General features: G+C 55.1%; 18 protein-coding genes and 2 pseudogenes. 8 read left to right on the top strand and 12 right to left on the bottom strand.

What is annotated here, in order from left to right; genetic code table 11:
• Positions 1 to 56 precede the first annotated feature (56 nt).
• Together RDA78_RS24490 and RDA78_RS24485 are read left to right on the top strand one after the other, a co-directional pair.
• Positions 57 to 710, top strand: coding sequence for a GntR family transcriptional regulator (locus RDA78_RS24490; RefSeq protein ID WP_434052374.1), 654 nt, complete (start codon positions 57 to 59; stop codon positions 708 to 710).
• 108 nt (positions 711 to 818) lie between these two features.
• On the top strand, positions 819 to 1340 hold the full coding sequence (locus RDA78_RS24485) for a GNAT family N-acetyltransferase (RefSeq protein ID WP_434052373.1): 522 nt from the start codon (positions 819 to 821) through the stop codon (positions 1338 to 1340).
• Positions 1341 to 1352: 12 nt separating this feature from the next.
• Here RDA78_RS24485 and RDA78_RS24480 read toward each other — a convergent pair whose 3' ends face one another.
• From RDA78_RS24480 to RDA78_RS24460, 5 genes are all read right to left on the bottom strand, one after another.
• Positions 1353 to 2303, bottom strand: a complete 951-nt coding sequence (locus tag RDA78_RS24480) for a GNAT family N-acetyltransferase (protein ID WP_434052372.1) — start codon at positions 2301 to 2303, stop codon at positions 1353 to 1355.
• 124 nt (positions 2304 to 2427) lie between these two features.
• Positions 2428 to 3336, bottom strand: a complete 909-nt coding sequence (locus tag RDA78_RS24475; protein ID WP_434052371.1) for a fatty acid desaturase family protein — start codon at positions 3334 to 3336, stop codon at positions 2428 to 2430.
• Positions 3337 to 3852: 516 nt separating this feature from the next.
• Positions 3853 to 7833 carry an efflux RND transporter permease subunit gene (locus tag RDA78_RS24470; protein ID WP_434052370.1) on the bottom strand — a complete coding sequence of 1327 codons (3981 nt, stop codon included), beginning with the start codon at positions 7831 to 7833 and terminating at the stop codon, positions 3853 to 3855.
• Entirely contained in the window at positions 7830 to 8933 is a 1104-nt protein-coding gene (locus tag RDA78_RS24465) for an efflux RND transporter periplasmic adaptor subunit (RefSeq protein ID WP_434052369.1), read from the bottom strand. Before RDA78_RS24465 ends, RDA78_RS24470 begins: the two co-directional genes overlap by 4 nt.
• Positions 8934 to 8956: 23 nt before the next feature.
• Positions 8957 to 9508, bottom strand: a complete 552-nt coding sequence (locus tag RDA78_RS24460) for a PadR family transcriptional regulator (protein ID WP_434052368.1) — start codon at positions 9506 to 9508, stop codon at positions 8957 to 8959.
• Between the two features lie 312 nt (positions 9509 to 9820).
• Between RDA78_RS24460 and RDA78_RS24455 the strand changes: the two genes are divergently transcribed.
• Positions 9821 to 10198 (top strand): hypothetical protein, encoded by a 378-nt coding sequence (locus RDA78_RS24455; protein ID WP_434052367.1) that lies wholly within the window; start codon positions 9821 to 9823, stop codon positions 10196 to 10198.
• A gap of 30 nt (positions 10199 to 10228) precedes the next feature.
• Here the strand turns inward: RDA78_RS24455 and RDA78_RS24450 are convergent, their stop codons facing one another.
• Positions 10229 to 10357: a hypothetical protein gene (locus RDA78_RS24450; RefSeq protein ID WP_434052366.1), complete on the bottom strand. Its 129-nt coding sequence runs from the start codon at positions 10355 to 10357 to the stop codon at positions 10229 to 10231.
• A gap of 327 nt (positions 10358 to 10684) precedes the next feature.
• On the opposite strand from RDA78_RS24450, the gene puuE reads away from it, so the two are divergent.
• The gene (gene puuE / locus RDA78_RS24445; RefSeq protein WP_434052365.1) at positions 10685 to 11599 is read left to right on the top strand and encodes an allantoinase PuuE; all 915 of its coding nucleotides are present in this window, start codon (positions 10685 to 10687) and stop codon (positions 11597 to 11599) included.
• Between the two features lie 61 nt (positions 11600 to 11660).
• Positions 11661 to 11789, top strand: a pseudogene (locus tag RDA78_RS24440) (DUF6538 domain-containing protein); the annotation flags it as partial.
• A gap of 514 nt (positions 11790 to 12303) precedes the next feature.
• Here the strand turns inward: RDA78_RS24440 and RDA78_RS24435 are convergent.
• The 3 genes from RDA78_RS24435 to RDA78_RS24425 form a co-directional block, all read right to left on the bottom strand.
• Positions 12304 to 13176, bottom strand: coding sequence for a ParB N-terminal domain-containing protein (locus tag RDA78_RS24435; protein WP_434052364.1), 873 nt, complete (start codon positions 13174 to 13176; stop codon positions 12304 to 12306).
• 2 nt (positions 13177 to 13178) lie between these two features.
• On the bottom strand, positions 13179 to 13742 hold the full coding sequence (locus RDA78_RS24430; RefSeq protein WP_434052363.1) for a hypothetical protein: 564 nt from the start codon (positions 13740 to 13742) through the stop codon (positions 13179 to 13181).
• Between the two features lie 238 nt (positions 13743 to 13980).
• Positions 13981 to 14547, bottom strand: coding sequence for a recombinase family protein (locus RDA78_RS24425; RefSeq protein WP_434052362.1), 567 nt, complete (start codon positions 14545 to 14547; stop codon positions 13981 to 13983).
• 810 nt (positions 14548 to 15357) lie between these two features.
• Here RDA78_RS24425 and RDA78_RS24420 point away from each other — a divergent pair.
• Positions 15358 to 15870: a hypothetical protein gene (locus RDA78_RS24420; protein WP_434052361.1), complete on the top strand. Its 513-nt coding sequence runs from the start codon at positions 15358 to 15360 to the stop codon at positions 15868 to 15870.
• 555 nt (positions 15871 to 16425) lie between these two features.
• Here the strand turns inward: RDA78_RS24420 and RDA78_RS24415 are convergent.
• A pseudogene (locus RDA78_RS24415) lies at positions 16426 to 16878 on the bottom strand (IS3 family transposase); the annotation flags it as partial.
• Between the two features lie 103 nt (positions 16879 to 16981).
• Positions 16982 to 18091 (bottom strand): DUF6161 domain-containing protein, encoded by a 1110-nt coding sequence (locus tag RDA78_RS24410; protein ID WP_434052360.1) that lies wholly within the window; start codon positions 18089 to 18091, stop codon positions 16982 to 16984.
• Positions 18092 to 18841: 750 nt separating this feature from the next.
• Here RDA78_RS24410 and RDA78_RS24405 point away from each other — a divergent pair.
• Positions 18842 to 19804: an IS5 family transposase gene (locus RDA78_RS24405; protein WP_434052359.1), complete on the top strand. Its 963-nt coding sequence runs from the start codon at positions 18842 to 18844 to the stop codon at positions 19802 to 19804.
• Positions 19805 to 19879: 75 nt separating this feature from the next.
• Here RDA78_RS24405 and RDA78_RS24400 read toward each other — a convergent pair whose 3' ends face one another.
• Complete coding sequence (locus RDA78_RS24400; protein ID WP_434056202.1) at positions 19880 to 20218, bottom strand: helix-turn-helix domain-containing protein; 339 nt, start codon at positions 20216 to 20218, stop codon at positions 19880 to 19882.
• Positions 20219 to 21743: 1525 nt separating this feature from the next.
• On the opposite strand from RDA78_RS24400, the gene RDA78_RS24395 reads away from it, so the two are divergent.
• Positions 21744 to 22127 (top strand): winged helix-turn-helix domain-containing protein, encoded by a 384-nt coding sequence (locus RDA78_RS24395; protein WP_434052358.1) that lies wholly within the window; start codon positions 21744 to 21746, stop codon positions 22125 to 22127.
• The last annotated feature ends 67 nt before the right edge of the window (positions 22128 to 22194 follow it).

Raw genomic sequence — 22194 nt, 5'->3', positions numbered from 1 at the left:
CGCCTGTGCTGTGAACTTGCAGAATGGCGGAACAACGAAGGCGCCCGGGAAACCCGATGACCAAAGAAGAGATTTTTGAAACCCTTCGCATGCGGATTTGTCTCCTTGACTATGCACCGGAAGCCCGTCTGAACGAACGTGAACTCGCAGCGGAATTCGGCATCAGCAGAACCCCCATGCGGGCGGTGCTGCAACGTCTTGAGCGGGACGGCCTCATAGAGAGCAGGCACGGGCAGGGAACATCCGTCACGAGCATCGATCTGAAGAGAATGCACGATGTTTACCTGGTGCGGATGCGGTTGACGGAAGCGCTGGCCGACTCCGAACAACTCCCGCTTTCCGATGAACTCGAAGCGCAACTCGCCGATTTGGTTGCAGCCTGCGATATGGTCGGCAAGAGCCGTGACAAGCGTGAGTTTGCTCAGATCAACATCCGGCTTAACACCATCCTGCATGGTCTCGTGAAAAACGACGTGCTGCGCGAGATTAACGAGAAACTTTTCTTCGAGTCCGCAAGGTTCTGGTTCCTGCTTCTCGACGAACTGGACTTTGCGGAACAGGTGCGCGCGCTGAGTGACGAAATCTCGATGATCCGGCGCGCAATCGCGCTGCGGGACATAAAGCTTGCAGCCGAAATTCACAAATCCCATTTGGCATTGGTGCTGTCATCCATACGGCAGCAGAGCGACGCTTCCGGCGATACTTTGTGAGTGCTTGCATCGCTTGATGGGTGTCAATGATCTTGGGCAGAGAAGCTGGGAGTGTTTCAAGCTCCAGGCGGCACGTGACCGCTGAGGAAAACCCGGGAGAAGAGTGTGATGCCGGATGTCGAGATCAAACAGGCAGAAACTCAAGATCTGGAACCGTTGCGGCAGCTTTATCTGGACGCCTTTCCGGACGAAGACCTGTTCCCCCTTGTCTCAAACCTGCTCGGCGGCAGTGCGCCGGTCCTGTCTCTCGTGGCGGTTTCCGGCGAAAGGACCGTCGGGCACGTGATCTTTACACCTTGCAAGGTCGATCCGAGCGGCATCGGCGTTGCCTTGCTTGGCCCGCTCTGCGTGACGCCCGGGCTTCAGAAAGCAGGGATCGGCTCCGCCCTGGTGCACGCCGGTTTCGATCGCCTGAGAGCAACGTTTTCGCAGGTGTTTGTTCTCGGGGACCCGCAATACTATGGACGTTTCAGGTTCAAGTCCGACGACCTTGTCGAAACACCCTGTCCGATCCCGGTTGCGTGGAAGGAGGCCTGGCAGTCGGTTTCGCTAGATGACGCTGCCGTCGCCGTGTCCGGGCGTCTCGTTGTCCCAGATGCCTGGAACGATCCGGCACTCTGGTCGGATTGAACCGCGCGCGTTTCAACCGCTCTTTCGGATGAACATCTGCTCGGTGACCGATTTGCCCCATTGATCACCGACATATTCGTTGGCGAGGGTAAAACCATTGCGCTCGTAGAGCGTTCTGGCCGCATCGAGGCCCTTCAGCGTCCAGAGATGAATTTCATCGAACCCGTGTTCATCGCAGTGGTCGAGCGCCCTGAGCAGCAGCGTTTTGCCAAGGCCAAGACCGCGAAGCTTCTCCGACAGGATGAACCAGCGCAAATGGGCGATGTTTCCGTCAAGATCCTCGCCGTCGATGCTGATCGATCCGATAATCTCGCCGTTGTCCAGGATGCTCCAGCTGTTGTTCAGCGGTCTGCTGACGCGCTGCATGAATTCGGCCATCGCCTGCGAAACGACGCTTTCGAAGGTCGGTCCCATGCCGATGATCGCGCCGTGCGTTCGAGCATGCAGCGCGGCGATGTCGCCGATCATTCCGGTCTGATACCCTTCTACGATATCAAAACGGTGACCCGTTTTGTTGGCGTTCTGATCGGAATCCGACAGGGCATCGGCATAGGTTGTCAGCGCATCGGCGATCAATCGCGCCGACCCGTTTCTGATCTTCGTTAGGGCGGTTCGCGCCTGCTGATCGCCGAACGTGTCGATTTCGGCGAAGGTTTTCCAGCCCGAGTTGGTGAGGCTCAGACCAAAGACACGTCCATCCTGTTCGGAGCGGGTCTGGATGATGTCGCCTCGGATTTCGAGAGACTTGAGAAGCCTGCTGATCGTTGATTTTTCCAGCTTCAGCCGGGTGGCCAGTTCCTTTGCCGTCACGCCGGGGTGCAGCCCGATTTCCATGATCGCATGAACGCCCGAACCCGAGAGGTCCGTGCCGGCGATCGTTTTGTCCAGAAACCCGAATTCCCGGACAAGCTGACGGGAGGCGGAGCGAATGTCCTGGACAAGCGAAGTTGAAACGTCGGTCATGGGATACCTGAATATAGTTGTAGGATGCAACTATATGGTCGCCGCATGAGAAAGGCAAGCGAACAAAAGCAACTTCAATCGTCGGAAAAGGTGGGAAATCCCAGCCTGCAAAGGGCGGCGTAACTCAACCTGTACCGGTCAGATTCTTCAGGCTGCCGACATAGTCCCTGTGGAAGGACCGATAGCTTTCGGAGGTTGCGCCGAGATGATCCTTCGTGAGTCGGTGCAGATCGGGGAGCTTGTGAAACGGAACCGTCGGATAGCTGTGATGCTCCGCATGATAGGGCATGTTCCAGGCCAGTCTCCGGACAAGCCGGTTAGTGTATGTCGTTCTGCTGTTCTCCAGCATGTTGGAAACGAAGGGACAGCGGCCATGCTCGGCGAGCAGATAAAGACGCAGGAAAGGTTGCCCGAAGAGGCAGGGGACAATCCACACGAACAACAGTGCGTCTGACGCCAATATGAACGACAGCGCCGCGAGGACTGCGTACAAGGCGACCGAGGTCACCGCCTCATGTTGGACCTTCTTCTGTCCACCGGCTGGAACGAATGGATCGGCGCATCGGCCCGATGCGTTTTTCAACAGTGTCTTCAGTTCGCTCCACCATGTCGGCAGACCACTGACATGAACAAGATACTGCCGAATGGTGTGGGGCTTCGCTCCACCAAGCTCGGGATCATTTTCCGGATCCTGGGTGTGGCGGTGGTGAGCGAAATGGAAATACCGGAACCAGTCCGCGGGCACCAGGATGAGAAATCCGCAGATCCTCGCAACGAGGTCATTGAGCCATGGTGACCGGAACGCCGTTCGGTGGATCGTCTCATGCAGAACAGTGAACAGGAAAACGATCAAAATACCCTGCGGCAGCATAAGCAAAGGCCAGCCGGGGACCCCAAGCGCGATTATGGTTCCCAGAAATGCAATCGACCCGAAATGAACCGCAAGCGCCGCAAGGCCTTTCCGGTTCGACGTTTCGTTCAATTCGGTTCTCTGTTCTGCCGTCAGCCCGGCCAGAAAAGATCGATGGTCCATCAGGCCATTTTATCACACGTGAGGACAGGGGGTAGCTTGAGAACCGTTTGCGTGTCGTTTGTTCGCATTTCAGTTGCGGCATCAGGCCCAGGCACCCCTGTTCCGGCTCACGTGCCGCTTGGCCGGAATGACGTGTGCACCGTCTCACCCAGGGTGTCATCCCCGGCTGGATCGGGGACCTAATCCACATCGGCACAATCTGGCAAAGGCAGTAATGGAGAAATGAATAACCCAAACGCCATGACGACATGGGCTCCGGTACGAGCGGGTCCCGGATCTCCGCTGCCTGTGTCCGGGATGACGAACAGGAGGTGCCGGCACCGCGTTGTAGCCTCATCCTGAGGAAGCGCGCAGCGATGTCTCGAAGGAGGACCAAAGCGCTCGGAGCGAACGATTGTGCTTCAAGTTCGGACCAATGCCGATATCAAATCCAGGGCCTTGGCTTGCTGGAACAGGTCGACAAAAAAGGCCGCGCGGTGCGCGGCCTTTTCATCTTTTAGATTGCGGTTTCCCGGATCACTCCGCCGCGAGCGGCTGTTCGTCCTGCGGCGGCACCTTGGGCGGAGCCGGCTTGGGCATCGAGACAACCTTTGCGGCCGGGCGTTCCTTCTCCAGATCGGGATCGGTCCACTCCACATCCTGGTCAGCGTCGCGGTCCGTCTCTTCGACAGCGCCGGCTTTGTCGCGGCGCGTCACGATGAGTGCGATGAGCCCGCTCCAGGCCTTCTTGATGAGGTTCCAGATAGCGGCAAACGTCCGCGCCCAGGTGCTCGGCACTGCTATCATCACCGGTATCATCACAAGCGTTAGGATGGTCGAGAAGGCGAGACCCGAAATCACCGCAGTCGACAGCTGGATCCACCAGATCGCCGTGATCCCGCCGACCGCGATCGTCTGGGAGAAGAAGTCCAGGTTGACCGCGGTTGCCATCGGAACCAGACCGACAATTGTCGTGACCGTCGTCAGCAGGATCGGACGGATACGCTGACCCGAGGTCTTCAGGATCGCATCGAGCGGATCGAAGCCGTCATGCCGGAATCGGTTGTAGGTATCGATCAGGACGATGGCGTTGTTCACCACGATCCCCGCGAGAGCCACGACCCCGGTTCCGGTCATGATGATCGAGAACTTCTGACCGGTCAGCATCATGCCGAGCAACACGCCCATGACCGACATGACCACCGTGGAGAGGGTCAGGAAGGTCTGGTAGAACGAGTTGAACTGGGTCAGCAGGATCAGGAACATCAGGAAGAGCGATGCCATCATGGCCCGCATCAGGAACTCACCCGATTCCTTCTGGTCCTCGTCCGCACCTCGGAACTGAAGATAGACGTTATCAGGGAAGGTCTGCGTGTCCAGCCATTCGCCGAGCTCCTGAACCTTCGCGTCGACCGTCAGCGGCTTGCCTTCCGCATCGACCGCCGTCTTGTCGACGGTCGCCTTCAGCATCATGGAATAGAGGCCGTCGCGGCGGGTGATCGAAGACACTTTCGGCTCCGGCGACCGGTCGATGAAGTTGGCGATCGGGACCAGACCGAGCGGCGTCTGCAGACGCAACTGGTCGAACCGGTCGAGCGTCCGTTCGTCGGCCGGGAGCCGCACACGAATATCAACCTCGTCCTCCGAATCCGTCGGCCGGTAATTGCCGATCAGAACGCCGTTGGTGACCAACTGGACCATGTTGCCGACCGAGCCGATTCCGGCCTGGTAGCGCCCGGCCTGTTCGCGGTCGATGTCGATCTGCCACTCGATGCCGGGCAGGGGACGGTCGTCCTCCTGGTCGATCAGGTGCTCCATCTGGTCCAGATACACGCGGATGCGGGCAACCTGTTCCACCATGGTATCGTAGTCGGTTGACGTGACTTCAAGCTGGATGTCCTTGCCGGTCGGCGGCCCGCCCTCGATCTTGCGCGTTTCAACCTTGATGCCCGGGATATCGGACGAGCGTTCGCGGATCTCGGCAAAGATCTCCGAGGCATTCCGGCGGCAGCAGTATTTCGCAAGTTCCAGCGTCATTTCGCCGATGAGATCGCCCGGTTTGTCCTGGACACCGCCGATAAAATCAGGCCCGCTGCCACCGCCTGGCGGGTAAGCGGAGGTGATGACATTCTGGATACCGGCGGTCTGAAGCACTTCCGCCTCGACCTGCTTGACGATTTCAAGCGATTCTGCGGCCGACATGTTGCCGCGCGCCGACACCATGACGACGGCCTGATCCGGCTCCTCGTCGACGAAGAACTCGACACCTGTCGGGTTCGACGCAAACGACGTGAAGATCAGGGCGCATGTTCCCAGGACCGCGACCAGTGTCAGGACATTGCCGACCGGGTTGCCGGCCAGCAGCTTGAGGTGCCGGACATAGAGGCCGGTGAAACCCTTGACCGTACTGGCGTCAAAGCGAAGTTCTTCAGGTTTGTCGCTTTCACTGTTTCCGTTGCGCGTGCCGAAACCGAGCCACTTGCGCAGACCGTCGAACATCCACTCAATCAGATGGACCAAAGGAGAGATGGCCTTGTAGGCGGCCCATATGGCGACGATTGCAAACGCGAAGACGACCAGGAAGAAACCCGTGTCGAGCGCGATCGGATGCTGGAACACGGTAAACGGGTGCCCAAGGCTTGCAATTGATCCAAACGCGGAACTGATCGTGTCTGTCACGATTGGCGGGCGTGATGTCGCCAGGAAGTAGGCGAAATAGGCCGCAAACCCGACGGCGAGCATTTCGAACGCAAGCGAGACAAATGTCACGGAGCGGAATTGCTTGGAGGGTTGCTGGCTTTCCTTTTCAACCTTCAGTGCCGCGCGCTCCCTGCGCCAGCGAACAAATGGGCGCAGGATCAGATAAGTGGCAATCAATGCGACGAGGCCGGCCGCACCGGCAGCAGGCGCCGCGGTCGGTGTTGCGGAAACGGCTTCCAGGAAGTCGGGCGCGCCGGGTACGGCTCCGAAGGCCCCCAACGTCACCACGACTGCGATCGCACCGAAAATTGTCGCCAGAACGAAGGCAGCCCTACGCTCGATCCAGTGCGTGACCATCGCGAAGATGCCGCCGGTCACCGGCAGGAACACCATGGCGGTGAGAAGCGCCGCCGTCAGAACGATGATGACCATGATCGGCAGGTAGCTCATGAACTCACCGGCGACACCCGGCCAGAGCAGCATGGGCAGGAAGGCCACCAGCGTGGTCGCGGTCGAGGACACGATCGGCCAGAACATCAAGCGCGCTGCGCGAATGTAGGCTTCGCGGTCTTCCATGCCTTCGCTCACCTTGCGGTCGGCATATTCAACCATGACGATCGCGCCGTCGACGAGCATCCCGACCGTCAGCACCAAACCGAACATGACCATGATGTTCACGGTATAACCGAGCCCCGACAGGATCAGGAAGCCGACCATGAAGGAGGTCGGAATCGCAAGACCGACCAGCAGGGCCGAACGCAGTCCAAGCGCTGCCAAAACCAGGATCATGACAAGGAAGATCGCCGTCAGGATCGAAGACTGAAGCGAGCCGAGCACCTCGAAGATGTTCGAGGACATGTCGATCATGTAGTCGACCTGGATCGTGTCCGGCCAGTCATTCGTCGCCTCGTCGACAACCGCCCGGATAGCCTGGTTGTTCTCGATGATGTTGGTGCCGATACGCTTGGTGACGTTAAGGGCAATGGCAGGGCTGCCGTTCACGCGTGTGTAGGAATCGGCGTCCTTGAACGTGCGCCGGATTTCGGCCACGTCGCTCAGGGTGACGACGCCTTCACCTGCCTGCTTGATCGGCAGCGAATAAACATCCAGCGCGTTCTCAACAAGACCGGGAACCTTGACGTTGAAACGTCCCTGGCCACCATCGATGTAACCTGCGGGGACAAGCTGGTTGTTGTTCGACAGGGAGGTCAGCAGTTCCTGCTGGGTGATCGCGTAGGATTCCAGTTTTTCCGAGTCGATCAGAACTTCGAGCTGCTCTTCACGATGACCCGTCAGGTCGGCCGAACGCACGGTATCGATCGCCTCGACCTGGTCCTTCAAGCGGCGAGCATGCTGGTAAAGCGTGCGTTCCGGAACATTGCCGGACAGCGCGATCGTGATCGTCGGGACCAGCGCAAAATTGGTTTCCGAGATGGTCGGTTCTTCGGCATCCGCAGGCAATTCGCCCTTGGCCGCGTCCACCTTGTCGCGGACGTCGGCAAGCGCTTCGTCCTTGTCGAAGGAAATATCGAATTCCAGCACGATCCCAGCATGGCTTTCAGAGGCAATCGCCGTGATTTCCTTCAGTCCGTCGAGGCCGCGGAGTTCCGTTTCCATCGGGCGCACTAGAAGCCGTTCGGCGTCTTCAGGAGAAATACCCTGCTGCACGATCGAGACGTAAAAGATCGGAACGTCAATGTCGGGACTGTCTTCCTTCGGGATGCTGATATAGCTGAAGACCCCGGCGACGAGGAGCGCCAGCATCAGCACGAAGACTGTCTTGGGACGTCTCAGAACGCCTTCAAGCATGTTTATCATTGACTGAGCCCCGCAGTTTCAAAGACCGGCTGGACGGTTTCCCCGTCGCCGACGAATTCCTGGCCAACCACGATCACGGTGACTTCCTCCGGAAGACCGCCGACCCACAGGCCGTCGTTTTCTCCGCCAAGGACCTTGACCGGGTAAAACGCGGTCGTGTCGTTCTCATCGACGGCACGCACCCCGACGATGCCTTCATCGCTCAAGGTCAAGATGGCAGGCGAGATCTTGTGTGCCTTTTCCACCGGAAGCGCCAACCGCGTCACGGCGGTCACGCCGTCGCGGGCGACGCCGTCCGGGTTCGGAAGTTCGACTTCGACGCGGAACGTGCGCGTATCGGGTTCGGAAGAGGGCGAGACGTAGCGGACCTTGCCGGTCATCGTTTCTCCGGTGACAAGCCTGACTTCGGCCGGCATTCCAATTGAAATCTGGCCGATGTTGAGTTCGGAAACCTGCCCGATCGCGATCATCGGATCGGAATTCACGACGGTTGCGCAGATGCCGCCATTGTCGAGCTGCGCCCCGATCTCCGCCATTGGGCTCTCGATCACGCCATCGATCGGCGAACGGATGACCGTGCGCTCCAGTTCAAGCTCCGCCTCTTCAACGCGCGCCCGAGCCGCATCGAGACCCGCCTGGGTCGCAGCGGCGCGGGTTTGCGCCGTGAAGCCTTTGTCGGCAAGTTTGGTTGCGGCAGAGTGATCGAGTTCGGCCTGCGCCAGCAATGCCTTGGCTTCCAGAACGAACGCTTCACGCGAGCCGCGATCCAGTTCGCACAGCACGTCTCCGGCAACCACGCGGGCACCTTCGCGCGCGGGGCGCCGAACCACATCGTCCTTCGTCTCCGACATCACGGCAACCTTGGCTTCCGCCTCGGTCCGTCCGCGAACTTCAAGTATGGCCTGGCGGTCCAGGGCCGTCAGCTTGAGCACCTGGACCCGGAAGGTGGCATCCGCGTTTTCCGCAACGCGCTCGGCCGGTGGCGGCACGGCATTTTCGCCGTCGCCGACGCCGCCGATGACGATTGTGCCGCTCGACATCCAGTAGCCTATGCCTGCGGCAAGGCCCACCGCCAAGATATAGGACAACTTAACTTTCATGGGTCTTTACTCCGAAACTAAACTTACTCGGCGGCGTCCGACACGGGCTTTGCCGCGTCTTCTGCAATCTTCACGAGTGCGTCTCCGTGTTTTTCAAGGTAAGCGAGCGTGCAGTTCATGCAGGCGATGCCGTAGCTCCTGGTCCAGTTGGAGCCAGGGTGGCAGCATTCTTCATCTGATTCCGTCAGCAGGCGCAGTTCTTCAAGCACCTGGGCCTTACGCCGTTCAAGCGCGCGCCGGATCACGTCCGGCGGCAACTGCGCAGCGTTAAGGGCAATCAGCAAAAACGGGGATTTGAAGGTGTCGGGGGCTTGCGGTTCGCAAAGGTAGTCGATCAATTCCGCATGGCCCGCTTCCGTAATGGAGTACACTTTTCTGGCGGGTTTGCCGGCCTGCGGTTCCTCGCGAACGGTCACGAGGCCCTCGGACTCAAGGCGCGCGAGCGCAGGGTAGATCGATCCGAAACTTGCGTCGTCAAAATAGCTGAACCGTCCGTCGGTCGACTCTTTGCGGATCTCGTATCCGGTAGCGTCGCCGAAAGACAGGATCGCCAGGCACAGGCTGCGTACACTCATCGGTCTCTCCGTTCCCGAGGGCGTCCCCCCGGATTGACGGCATCTGTGAACCCCACACCGAACACCGGGCTATATCTCCGGCTGCAACGCGATGAGGGGTATATGTTGGTTCGATATATCGACCTAATATATATCATCCTGGAATGAATCAAGGGTGCGCTGCACAATTATTTGGGCCTGTGACGAAAATGATCAACGCCGACTGTGCGCCCGCACTGGCGGCACGGCTTGTTCAAATTGTCACCTTGTTGTTTGCCGCCTGCGCTTTAGGTTCTGGCAATGGGTGCAGTCGAAGGCTTACAGGAGATACCGATGTCAGACAGGAAGCAGACGATCACGCCGCCCAGGCTCAGGAACGATCCCCTCATCCGGCTCGTCGCAATCAATGGGGCGGCAGGCGTTTGCATCGCAATGCTGGTGATGGGTGGTATCTTCTGGGCCAATATCGGCAACTTGCGGGTGCTGGTGTCGAAGGCTGAAGATCCGGTCCTGCCGGTCCTGATGCTGGCTTTCGCGCTTGTGATCACACTGGGGTCGGTTGTCATCGGGTCGGCAATCATGCTGCTCGGCAGGCAGGAGCATCGCGGTAATCCGCCAGGCGGCAAGTTGCTTCAGGCCTTGACCGCCGACTTTCAGGACGCGGGCGCTTATGCGCCCGTACGATCCGGCGGGACGCGAAAAACCGGTTGAACTGACATGATTGCACAGCACGGTCCGAACTTATTCGACGGACGCGCGATTGACTGCAATGGCGCTAGCTTCTGTCACGGTATTGGTGCCGACATCTGAAAAGAGGGTCATGGCAACGGCTGCCAGCAATAGCAGCACGCCCGCGGATGACATTTTCATTTCATCTATCCTTGCGATCGTGGCCGTCCCCCAGCTCTGTCCGCGGAGGACTGTTTAGTTGCAAGGCTCTAAAGTGCGGATAATTGCGTGCATAAAATTTTACGGATCGCCCTTTTTTTGTTCCTGCGACGGCGGAAAGGTTGCGCTCGCTCACATGTTGCGGTCTTTTGAAAGCATCTGATTTGAGAAGGAATTTCCAGTTGTGGCGCGACCGGTGCATGGACTTTTGAGCCGTCCCGGGATCCATACTCGGCCTTGGACGTCCCGCATCTCCGGCACCTTGATCAGAAATCGTCTCGAACCGGACCGGCAACGATGGAGCACGACATGAACGAGACCTATCCACGCGACATGGTGGGGTATGGCCGCACCCCGCCGGATCCGAAGTGGCCTGGTGGTGCAAAGCTCGCGGTGCAGTTCGTGGTGAACTACGAGGAAGGTGGAGAAAACAACATTCTTCATGGAGATCCCGCCTCCGAAGCCTTTCTGTCGGAAATCGTGGGTGCTCAACCCTGGCCGGGCAAGCGGCACTGGAACATGGAATCCATCTATGAATATGGATCTCGCGCAGGTTTCTGGCGTTTATGGCGACTGTTCACCGAGCGCTCGCTCCCCGTCACTGTATTCGGCGTTGCCACGGCGCTGATGCGGAACAGCGAAGCCGTCGCGGCAATGAAGGAGGCCGACTGGGAAATCGCCTCGCATGGCCTGAAATGGATCGAGCACGGGGACATGGAAGAAGCCGAGGAACGGCGGCAGATCCGTGAAGCAATCCGTGTTCATGAAGAGGTGACGGGAGCGCGCCCACTCGGCTGGTACACGGGACGCTGTTCGATGCAGACGCAGAACCTGGTGCTGGAGGAGGGGGGCTTTCTCTATGTTTCCGACAGTTACGCAGATGATCTGCCGTATTGGGTGGAAGGGCCGGACGAAGACCACCTTGTCATACCCTACGCGCTCGACACCAACGATATGCGATTTGCCTCAGCGCAGGGCTTTAACTCGGGTGATCAGTTCTACACCTATCTCAAGGACGCTTTCGACACCCTCTACGATGAGGGCCGGCGCGGAGCTCCGAAAATGTTGAATGTCGGTCTCCATTGCCGGCTTGTTGGCCGGCCTGGCCGCATTGCTGCTCTGGCAAGCTTTCTGGACTACATCGCCAGCCATGCGGATGTTTGGATCACGCGCCGAATCGACATCGCCTGGCACTGGCACGCGCATCACAGTAGAAGTTCCTAAGATAAAACAAAAATAGAAGAAATCGTTGCAGTAGGGTACCTTTTTAGGGTACTCATACCGCATGCGAAAGAACTATCTTTACTCGAAAAATGGCCGCTGGTACTGCAAGCTGAACGTACCTGCAGATCTCCAGCAGATAGTCGGGAAAACAAGACTGAAGAAGTCCCTCCAGACTTCAGATAGACGCGTAGCTGCTGTCAAAGCGCCCGGTATCATTGCCGCTTGGAAGCTCATGTTCGATCAACTTCGCAGTGGCGATTCAATCGAGCGTTGGATTGAAACCTACAAAATAAATACTGCTGGGCAAGATGGTGACCAGCTTGAAGCCATCCAACAAGTCATGTCGGATCAACTTTTTGAACGCGATGACCTTAGCGATGACAAGAAGCGGCTCGCTTTGAGAGTCGCGAGCGGAGGCGCAGTCCTAGTGCGCGACATCGCCAGAAAGTACCTTGGATCGCTCGAAGGGAGGGTTCAAGAAAAGACGATAATTATCTACCGGCAGGCTCTAGAGATGGCTGCCAACATTCAGCCGGATGCCATGAGGTGGGACCGGAAACTCGCTCAGCGCACGCTCAACGTCTGGATTGGTGAAAAAGCTCAGAACACCGTTGCAAAGCGCTTTTCAGCACTAAAGGGATTGTTTCATTGGGCCGCTGACAATGAGCTTATCCCTGTGGACAACGCAGAGGTGTTTGACAGGCTCAGGTATCCAAAGCGGACTCCTGTTGAAACCAAAAGAGTTCGCCCGTACTCACCAGAGGAAGGGCGACAGTTAATCGCTTTGTGTTGTGAAAGTACGTCGAAGCTATGGCCGCTAGCTTCCGTCCAAAATGGAGACTGAAAGCCCTCGCAGCAAGTTCAGGGTTTCCGGGTAGTTTTGAGGCGAACTCCCGTCGAAGGCGTTCCGCATAATCTTGGGCCAGGGCTTCAAGCCTTTCTTCCAGCTCATCTTCGGAAAGAGGCTCACGCTCAAGCCCTTTATGCGCACGTTGAGCTTCTATCCAAGTATCGTGCGCAAAAGCTTGGGAACCTAACCCCCGCTTTACCCGCCGCATATTGCCCAACTGGCCGTCTGATACACCTACGGACAATTGGATTTGCTTTTTGGAATGAAGACCCAGTAGAACTAGCTGCCACGCCCGATTTTGCTTCTCTTGGACAGACATAACCAGTTTTGCTTGGCTGTTTGCACGACCAGACTCCAGGATTGCCTCGTCGAGCGTTCCAGTAAAGAAGCGCACTGGAACTTCATTTTCGTACTTTTCAAGCTTGTATGCTTCCAACCGGTGATGCCCGTCGATGAGAACAACAAGGTTGCCGAACCGTTTGACTGTTAGCGGTTCGAGTGAACCTTGCGATTTGATTGCTCTCCTGAGGTCTTGAAGGTGCTGTTCCTCCATGGCCCTGGGTTGGAACAATTCCATCCTCTGTTCGATTGCTGTAAGCGGGAGTGACGTTGTGTCTTCAAAGGAGTTTTCACTCGATTGAGCAAGTGCCTCCAGTTCGGCCCGTATTTTCGCTGGGCCAAACTCGTCGTATTCCGTTTCTTCCAAAGGCTCTTGGTGGATGGTCATACTTACTTTAACTCCCGAACAGCTTGAGCGATGTCTTCAATCTCATTTCTCCGCCGCTTTGCCTCCTCGATCTCCTTCTTCGCAAGAAGACTTCCGGCCATCCCAAAGACGTCGACAAACAGCTTGCCCAATGCAAGTGTTACCTCTGCTGGCGCATCGCGATAAATCAGCCGCATTCTGTTGGACGAATGGTCAATTCGGCTCCCACTATGGATATCACCTACACGAATGGTGCGCCTTGCAAGCTGATGCCAAAACGCCCGGTCCGACACGAAGCGGCGCGGTTCGAATTCCTGTAGGATGAACATCGCCATTGCCGTGTCTGCGATCTCTGTCCGGTCCGATGTTTGTGAAAGTTGCTCAATCGCTGCCGCAGCTAGTCGACCGTGGCGGTTCCCAGCTTTGCCACTTCTTGCGAGCCTTAAGCTCTGCTGTGCGTTGTCAACAACAGAAAGCCACCTGCTGTCGATCATCCCCCATAGTGGGCTATCTGTATTGCGCTTGCGGCGCTCTTGGATCAGCCTCAGGTACGGCTTGAGATCTTGCTTTGTGACCGGGATCTGCAAGGGGTCGCCATGCCTTCGTTGATGATTTCGATGTGCTGAACAGAGTTTTCCATATTGTGATGTTGGTCTGGAGCAGTTCGCCATCGAACACACGCGCATAGATCATCCACTTAAATCCTAGTGCCCGTGCCCGTCGTGACAGGCGTGAGCAACAATTTCAATCCGCTTTGCGAGCAATGCGTCCTTGGCCTTCGGTAACAATCAGATTCTGCTTTCGGCATCAATGTTTGAGAACAACCTACTTCAGTCCGGCCTGTTCCAATGCGCGATAAACAGATCCCCTGCCAATGCTGATTTCCCGGGAGATCTCAGAAACGGATTTTCCATCCTTGAATAGCCGTACCACTTCGTTGGCCTTCAGCCGCGCACTCGGTTTGCGGCCTTTGTATTTACCGGCGGCTTTCGCCTTTTGGATGCCCTCGATCTGACGCTCTTTCATCAGGCTGCGCTCAAACTCGGCAAAGGCACCAAACATGTTGAGAATGAAACGACCGTATGCGCCGCTGGTGTCCAGCGTCTCGTTACCGAACTGGAGCACCTTCAGTGCCACTCCGCGCTGGTGCAACTGGTCCACGATATCACCGAGGGCTTGGGTGCTGCGGGCTAGTCTGTCCACCTTCGTGACCACAAGCGTGTCGCCTTCGCGAAGGAAGTCCAAAGCCGCATCGAGCTTTGGGCGTGCGCTCGCCGCTGACACCTGTTCAGAGAAAACCTTCTCGCATCCTTCGCGCTTTAGGTCCCGGAGCTGAGCTTCCAAGCCAGCCACTTGTTCAACGGTGGATGTTCTAGCGTATCCCACGTTCATCAGTTTACCTCGTTCTGTCCAATAGGCTCTAGAGGTATGAGTCAGAAGTGTCCAAATTGCAAGACCCATTTTATTGGACAGCCACTTGAAGAGCCAAAGGGGTGTCCGCTGGACCCTGCTCTATTGGACACAACAGCTTGTTGGCGACAGAGAGGTGGTGTCCCGCTTGTCCATGATGACATCAAGCGAGCCCGGGGGGGGGGGGACCAGCGTAGCATTTTTATCGAATGCCTGTTCACGTATTTTCGCCAAATCCAACTCTGGTTTTTCAGCTCGTTAACACAATTGACAAAATCACATGAGCTGTTGTGGCTTTATGACTTCGTCAAAAGAACCTAATTGATTTTCTTGGTCGTATGCGCTTTTAAAAAATTTGCCTTATGATACAATTATTGATGATCAGATCAACTTCGGTCAATACATGGTTGCGTATTCTAAATATTTGTGGCTTTTAGTTTTTTTTATTGCAGTTCGTGTTTCTGGTACAGTAGCGGCTGACAGCGACTGCCCCGGCCCAGGCTGTCCTTACAGCAGGATAGTGCCCGGGCTTGAATGTAGTGTGTTGAGCGACGGAACCAGTGTATGCAAAAGGATTTTTGAACGTGTCCCAACAGAAAATGTATATCTCTGTGTGACTGCTCTTGGTGCGTGTGCAACGCTAAAGCAAGAACTCGGTTCCGATTGTATGTGTCCCGCGCCTGTCGGTGGTATCCACGGGAAAGTTATACAAAATCAATCTAGTCCGGAAACCTTGCCGTAAATTAGGTAGGATCGAGTAATCGTCAAAACGACAAATCCCCGATAACGAATATGTTCTATTCTATTGAGCAGGATACAATCTATTACATAGCCTTAACAAGGTGGGTGCCGCCCCTTATAACCATTTTGGTTGGTGGTTTATTTGCATCAATCTTGTTTCCGCGATGGCAGGAAAACTATGCAAGGAACAAGGCGCGAGAACAACGAAAGCTTGAAATCTACGAGGAAGTTGCCCGGTGGACATACAGGTACGGGGTGTTTTGGGACCGCTTAATAACGATATCAAGATTAGAAAAAAGTAAAGCGGGTGGTCTTGAAGACGCCGAGATGGAGAGGAAAAAGCAATTCGTCGAAGACCGCAACGAAGCCCGGCTCCAACTGTCCGATGCTCTTTGCAGAGCGGAACTCTACTTTTCAGACGAAACGCTTAGGGCCGTGCAGCGTTTCAGAAAGTGGGATGAAGGTCTGAGCAAGTTGTATCTAAATCAACTACCCAGCAAAGAAAAATTCGATGAAGAGATAAGAATAATCACTCGCTTTTTGTCAAGGGAGTTGATTAAATGAATGCACCATTAAAGATTTTTTTGATTTATTTTATTACATCTGTAGCAATTGGTTGTGCATCCACTAAAGGAGACAATTCAAACGCAACAATTGCTTCAGATATACTTGGAGGCATAACAAGCGCTGTAGCGATTTCGAATGACGCCACGGACACAGATAGTATTATCGAAGATGGAACTAATTCGCCGGAGCCTGATAGTTTGACAGTCGCGCGGGATGCTAATTGTCCAGGACCTGGTTGCCCTAGCAACAAGGATGCTACCGTTAGCAGTACGGTGACGATCAGCCCTCCTGCGAGCGTCCGATAGTGTCTAATTGGCTATGGATTCGTTCAACTTGATGATCTTGTGGCAGGCGATGTGGACCATGCAGGCGATTTCGCGCTTCTTCCCGTCAGACCAATGCCGCCGCTTCCGCCGTCTCTGCACCATCGACAATTCCGGATCGTGCCCACTTATCCATAGTATTCACCATCAGCCCTCTGTCATAGGCAGCTTCACATCTGGATTCGGAGCAAAGCAAGTCCGTTCAGGCCGGACGCTTAAGCGGGCTGCTACGCCGATCATGCAGCGGCTCTTCCGAAGCGTCGAGGACGAGGGTTGCATGTGTCGGTCGACTTACACGCCAGCCGACAATACGGCGAGCAATTGTATTAATGAAGAAGGCGATGTAGATGATGCCCTGTAATGGGGCGACATAGGTGAAATCCGAAACCCAGAGCCTGTTCGGTAACGGTGGCTTGCAATAGCAGTTCACACGGTTGGGCGGACTGGGTACAGACCTGTCCGGGAGCGTCGTCTTTATCGGCTTGCCGCGGATTATCTCCTGAAGCCTCATGGACCTCATGAGCCGGGCAACCGTGCGGCGGGCAACGTCACAGCCTTCCAACTGCAATTGCAGCCAAACCTAGCGCACACCATAGACGCGGAAGTTCTCTTCGAGCGCATGGTGAATCTCGATCTTCAAAGTGATGTCGCGGTGAGCGCTGGGCGACAGGCGATCCGCGTCCAGGGGGAAGCGGCGCTGTTGTTTGTTTGAGTTGGTTCCAAAAATTTTTGCGCCACAACATCCTGATTTCGCCTTTGTTCATGTCGGCAGGGGTTGAGTGATGTCAGTTGGGCTTGCTGATGAAATCGGAGAGGTTGGGGGGCTGAAGGTCTTGTTCTTTAGCTCCCGGAACCGGCCTGAAGAGTGCGTTGAGCATAATCGTTCGGTCCGTATCCTCTTCGACCTTTCCCTCGCCGCTCAAGCGAATAAACGTTTTCGCCATAACGCTTCGTTGCAAGGCATCATCGGCAAGGTTGAGGTTTTGAAGTGTAAAGCGGCTAAGAAGCCGCAGAACCCAAGCACAGGCTAGAACTGGGACCGTTACAAGCACCAGATTTCCCAGAGCAATCGATTGGCCTTCAGGCACCAGGCTCTTTACCGCCAGAGTGACGGGTGTCCAGTGCCAGAGCAAACCAACGACCGCTACAATAATCGTAGCGCTGAATATGAAGGCGCCAAAATAAAAAAAATTCATATGCCGTTTGGCTTTATCTTCCCAGAGTGTCATTGCGTCTTGAAGAATAAAGTTTTCCTTCAATTCATTTTTTACATTCTCAAGATGTTTTTTGCTGTTGTTTTCGATATCTCTCAGTGTGCTCGCTTTTTTTGCGTCAACTTCACTGATGACATTCTTCGTCATTACTTCTATCTGCTGCTCACCAGTCTCACTTATTTTGCTCAACCAAAATTCCGTTTTCTTTCTAGCATTTTGAAGGACGTTTTCCGTCTCTTCGGCGAACGTGGAAGTGGTGAGGGTAGATTGTATTTCAATCATATTCATCAGCGCTGGAACAATCTGCACATGAGGAAGAAAATCCCGAGTGCTGTTCAAACCGAGATGGCTTACTTGCACCTCATTGCGAAAAATTCTTCCCGTCGTACCAAAGACAATGGCGACTATGTTCAGCTCGCTGTTCTTCGGGCGCTGTTCTAGGGTCACTTCCAAGTCGCTTATTGCGTGTTTGTCGAAAGCAAGCGCCTTGTTTGTTGTGGGATTCGCCCATTCGTCAATGAACGTTCTGATGCCATTTCTGTTTGCTCTTACGCCTATGGCATTGAGTAAAAGGAACGCGGTTTCGTAGCCATCGAGTACTTCATCTTTTTCGGCTTCGGCAGTCTCATCTAACCTACTTTTTCGAAACGCGTCCGTCCAGAAAATGACTTCTTCAAGCATAGAGACTTCCCCCAGAACAACCTCGGCCTGGTATCATTTACTACGTTCTAATAATCCTTTCCACATGGGGTTGAGGCACGAGCCAATGGGCCAAAACCTTCACGGCGCAGCGAGCGCAGGTATTCTTCACGCCGGAAGCCAGACCCAGGTTCCCAAAGAAACTGCGGAACGAGAGGGCCAGATTTAGGCATATGCCGAACTCAGACAGGGCGGCGTAGAACTCATCACGAACATTCTGGTGTCAGTCGAAGCTCTCACCGGCTTCTTCGTTCTCGACCTTGGGTACGAGCCCGCGGCGGAACTCGTTCTGTGGTAATCTGATCTTGAAATGATTTTCGAGATTGCAATGAAGTCGACATTGGGAAAGCGAAATTGCGCCAACAGTCAATTCGCAGGCTGTGTCTCGTTCTCGATATACGAAGTGTGCGCAAATTTAGCGACAGGTAAATCCAAAACCCAAATTGCAGCAACTATCGCTAGCAGGAACGTCGCCAAAATCGCAGCCCAACCCTCTATTACCAGCTTGGTTCCACTCGCGTTCTTTTCCAGTTTAATCTTGCAGGGTCCAAGTTGCATTGACATTGCCTCCCTATCCCTGCGTTCGCGATAGATAGTCCGGATCGGTGCGGGCGAAAGATGCCAGTGCATCGACCAATCCACCAAGGTCGCAAACTACTCTCTCTTTAGAGACCTTTGCATAACCTGCTGATTTTGTGATTCACTGAGTTGAATTTGAGTCGGGAGGCGTTGATGCATCGATCGAGTGGTCAGCTTGGGTTTGGCGACGGTTTTTTGGATCCGGGCCTAGGTCGCAATCAGCGTCTGGATGCAATCGACGCGGCGATTGATTGGGAGCCTTTGGATCGTCTTGTGCGCGTGCTTTACAGCGCTGGTGAAGGGCGTCCGAGCTATCGTCCTCTGACGATGGTCAAGGCGCTGTTGCTGCAGCAATGGTACGGTTTGTCTGATGTGCGTTTGGAAGAGGTCTTGTCTGACACGCTGTCTTATCGTCGATTTGTGGGTCTGTCGTTGGAAGATGGCACGCCGGATCACTCGACCATCAGCCGCTTCCGCACGGCACTGTGTCGTCACGAGCTTGATACAGCTTTATTTGAGGAGGTTTTGGGTCAACTGGAAGCCAAGGGCATGGTTCTGAAAGAAGGAACATTGCTGGATGCCACACTGGTTTCGGCTCAGGCACGCCGCCCGGGTCGAGAGGCAGGCATGGGAGGCAAATCCTCTCACGATCCGGACGCGGACTGGACGCGCAAGAACGGGCGTTCCCATTTTGGCTACAAGGCTCATGTTGCCGTCGATCAAGGATCAGGCGTCATTCGCCAGGCCATTCTGACCCCGGCGAAAACCTCCGAAAGCGAGGTGGCTGACGATCTTGTCTGTGGCGACGAACAGGCTGTGTATGCGGACAAGGCTTATGAGCACAAAGAGCGCCGCGCCAGGCTCAAGGCAGCTGGCATCAAGGACCGTGTGATGCACCGGAACCATCGATATCAAGCGGCTCTGCCATACTGGCAGCAGCGGCGCAATGCTCTGATAGCTCCCATTCGCGCTGCCGTGGAGCGCGTATTTGGAACGCTCAAACGAAGTTATGGATACGAGCGTGTGGGCTATGTCGGATTGAAGCGCAACGCAACTCAGTTCCGCCTGCTCTGTATCGCCTTCAACCTCAAAAAAGCGGCTAAGCTGAGCGCCTAACGCTCACAACAACATGAAAAACACCTCGTCCTTCAGACGATCATCAACAAAACCCGCAAAATCAACCAAAACAGATCAAGTCCAACGCCTCAAAGACGTTATGCAAAGGTCTCCTTTAGGAGTGCCCTTGTCTTCGGTTTCCCGCTTCATGAGCCCCAACTGTGTGAGCTTCTTCATAGAGCGTTGAACTGTCCGGTTATCTACTCCCATGCGACTAGCTATCGTTGTAGTGCGTGGGAAAGGCCTCTGTTCGCGGTACCACCAATGCATAGTCACATTGATTAGGACGACTAGGTCCGTGGCCGATAGGCCGAGTTCCGACTGCTTCTTGAGGAGAAGGTCCGGAAGGACTTGGAAACCGGCCTCGCCAGCCTCTTTCCATTTGGTTGTCGCCCTTTGGGGTGCTTTGTCGATGCTCAGGCTCCACTCAAATCACAAGAGGCGTTACCAGTAAATAGATATCTGTTTCTTGACGACATTCGTGTCGCTTTTTCGTCATTTTGTCACACGAGAGGGGAAGAGAGACGAGCGTAAATAGCAGGCCATTTTCATTCGGAATGCTGTCGTTCCACTCAGGGAGCGGATCGAACCTTCTCAAGCTAACAAAATAACGCATCTGTTTGAGAAGGAAAAATTGAAAAAGGCAGTATTTGGTTGAGCATTCGGGTCTAATGTGCATTTGCGCTGACGATGCGGAGAAGGGTCCCTATTTAGGGTACCCGCTAAATGCACCAGGGAAATAAAAAAACAATAAAAACAATCAAATGAGAGGAAGCCTGAGAGCGGACATCGCCTGGCACTGGCACGCGCATCACGGCCGCGTTTAGTTTGCGCAACGGAATGTGTTTCAGGGGCTGAAATAAATTCGCCCCGACAGCCGTTTCCCGGGCGGCTGACGGGGCATTGAAAATTTCTGCTCGCAACAACGTCTAGAAATCGCATTTCGTTACGTAAGTAAACACTTCGTTAAATTTAACCTTAAGATTTAAATCTGCTTGGAACTTCTCGATTTGCTTAACGGTTGAGTTCTGCCTGACAGGGCGTTGCTGCGATCGATCAGAAGGTGATCCGAAGGTCGCCGGTTCGTTGCACTTTCGTGCCGGTTCGTACGCGCTGGATCTGCGGCCCGTCGCGTCAACGCTCGTGTCGCCACCACAGTGTCGCAAATACATCCCTGAAAACATTAACCATTCTGAGCCGTGTCTCAAAATGATACGAAAAGCTGTGAATTTTGAAGTTTTTCCGGGAAGGGAATTGTGTCTTGCGGGTTTTGCAGACGGTGGGGGAGTGGAACTGATGGGATGTGGGTCCCGTTGGTTCGCTCAAATGCAAGGCCGGGAAACCGGCTTGTGTTGAACCAGGTGGATGTTGGGCAAATAGACTGTGGATCTCTCAACTGAACGTACTTCGTTAGACAGCGTATTCGATCATGGCATTCTTGGGTTCAAGAACCCGGGAGGGCTATTCCGGTCCGTGTGTTTTATCCGGGAACCCAAGGATACGTTCAGGCCAGGAGTTCTCGCAGACGGTGGTCCTTCGCTCGAAGCAGAAAAAATCGCTTCCGGAAAAAGCAAGGTCCAGCTCTCTGAAACCGGTTCAGTGAGGCACATCTCCAAAGCTGACGATGTGTCTTGTAGGGCGTGCGCGCCGTCGCTGTTTGACGCGCTTGCCTCGCGTCACTCCAGAATGGATGAAACAGCGTTTCTCAAAGAAAACAGAACCGAACATCGCGGCAGCTGTGCCGGTAAGCCACTCCTGGTGGCTGTGCCGAATGTCGCGGCAAAGAGAGAACGAAACTCCATGAAACCACTAATGCGGCAGACACTAAAAAAACGTGGGCATAATGGGATCGATCCGGAAAGCAAGATCCTCGTCGGAACATCAAACTTGGCAGCGCAAACTGACTGCGCTGTCTCAAAAAATCGCGGAGGGCTTTGAGATGAGCCTTGCGCTTGATTATGAAATTGTGCACCTGCGCGAACAGCTGGAGCAAAAGGAAGCCAGAATTGCGGAGCTGGAGCGTCTGATCGCGGACCAGCAGGTCGCGTTCCCGCCTGAATGGGATCTGACCCGCATCCAGACCCGCATTCTCAGGTTCCTTTTGAAACGGAATTTCGCCAACAGGGAGCAGATCCACGCGTTCCTGTACGCGGACCGGGATGATGGCGGGCCGGAACTTGAAAATGTGCGCGTACACATTTGCCTGCTTCGCAAGAAGCTGAAACCGCACGGTGTGAACATCAGCTGGCTGGTCGGCATGGGCTACAGGCTTGATGACGACACAAAAGAGAAGATCAGAACGTCTTCCTTGCTTCCGGGCTGACGACACAAGCGAAAAGCCTGATGGGCGGGTGCGCCGGACGCGCCCGCCTTTTCGTTTGTGAACGGAA

Origin of the sequence: Roseibium sp. (assembly GCF_051016195.1) — a bacterium.
Classification (GTDB): domain Bacteria; phylum Pseudomonadota; class Alphaproteobacteria; order Rhizobiales; family Stappiaceae; genus Roseibium.
Note: the sequence above shows the minus strand (reverse complement) of the source record. Positions and strands in the feature narration are given on the sequence as shown.

Bases quoted from the DNA above. Each gene is read 5' to 3' on its own strand.
- RDA78_RS24490 (WP_434052374.1), top strand. From the start codon at position 57: ATGACCAAAGAAGAGATTTTTGAAACCCTTCGCATGCGGATTTGTCTC.
- RDA78_RS24485 (WP_434052373.1), top strand. From the start codon at position 819: ATGCCGGATGTCGAGATCAAACAGGCAGAAACTCAAGATCTGGAACCG.
- RDA78_RS24480 (WP_434052372.1), bottom strand. From the start codon at position 2,303: ATGACCGACGTTTCAACTTCGCTTGTCCAGGACATTCGCTCCGCCTCC.
- RDA78_RS24475 (WP_434052371.1), bottom strand. From the start codon at position 3,336: ATGGACCATCGATCTTTTCTGGCCGGGCTGACGGCAGAACAGAGAACC.
- RDA78_RS24470 (WP_434052370.1), bottom strand. From the start codon at position 7,833: ATGATAAACATGCTTGAAGGCGTTCTGAGACGTCCCAAGACAGTCTTC.
- RDA78_RS24465 (WP_434052369.1), bottom strand. From the start codon at position 8,933: ATGAAAGTTAAGTTGTCCTATATCTTGGCGGTGGGCCTTGCCGCAGGC.
- RDA78_RS24460 (WP_434052368.1), bottom strand. From the start codon at position 9,508: ATGAGTGTACGCAGCCTGTGCCTGGCGATCCTGTCTTTCGGCGACGCT.
- RDA78_RS24455 (WP_434052367.1), top strand. From the start codon at position 9,821: ATGTCAGACAGGAAGCAGACGATCACGCCGCCCAGGCTCAGGAACGAT.
- RDA78_RS24450 (WP_434052366.1), bottom strand. From the start codon at position 10,357: ATGAAAATGTCATCCGCGGGCGTGCTGCTATTGCTGGCAGCCGTTGCC.
- puuE (WP_434052365.1), top strand. From the start codon at position 10,685: ATGAACGAGACCTATCCACGCGACATGGTGGGGTATGGCCGCACCCCG.
- RDA78_RS24435 (WP_434052364.1), bottom strand. From the start codon at position 13,176: ATGACCATCCACCAAGAGCCTTTGGAAGAAACGGAATACGACGAGTTT.
- RDA78_RS24425 (WP_434052362.1), bottom strand. From the start codon at position 14,547: ATGAACGTGGGATACGCTAGAACATCCACCGTTGAACAAGTGGCTGGC.
- RDA78_RS24420 (WP_434052361.1), top strand. From the start codon at position 15,358: ATGTTCTATTCTATTGAGCAGGATACAATCTATTACATAGCCTTAACA.
- RDA78_RS24410 (WP_434052360.1), bottom strand. From the start codon at position 18,091: ATGCTTGAAGAAGTCATTTTCTGGACGGACGCGTTTCGAAAAAGTAGG.
- RDA78_RS24405 (WP_434052359.1), top strand. From the start codon at position 18,842: ATGCATCGATCGAGTGGTCAGCTTGGGTTTGGCGACGGTTTTTTGGAT.
- RDA78_RS24395 (WP_434052358.1), top strand. From the start codon at position 21,744: ATGAGCCTTGCGCTTGATTATGAAATTGTGCACCTGCGCGAACAGCTG.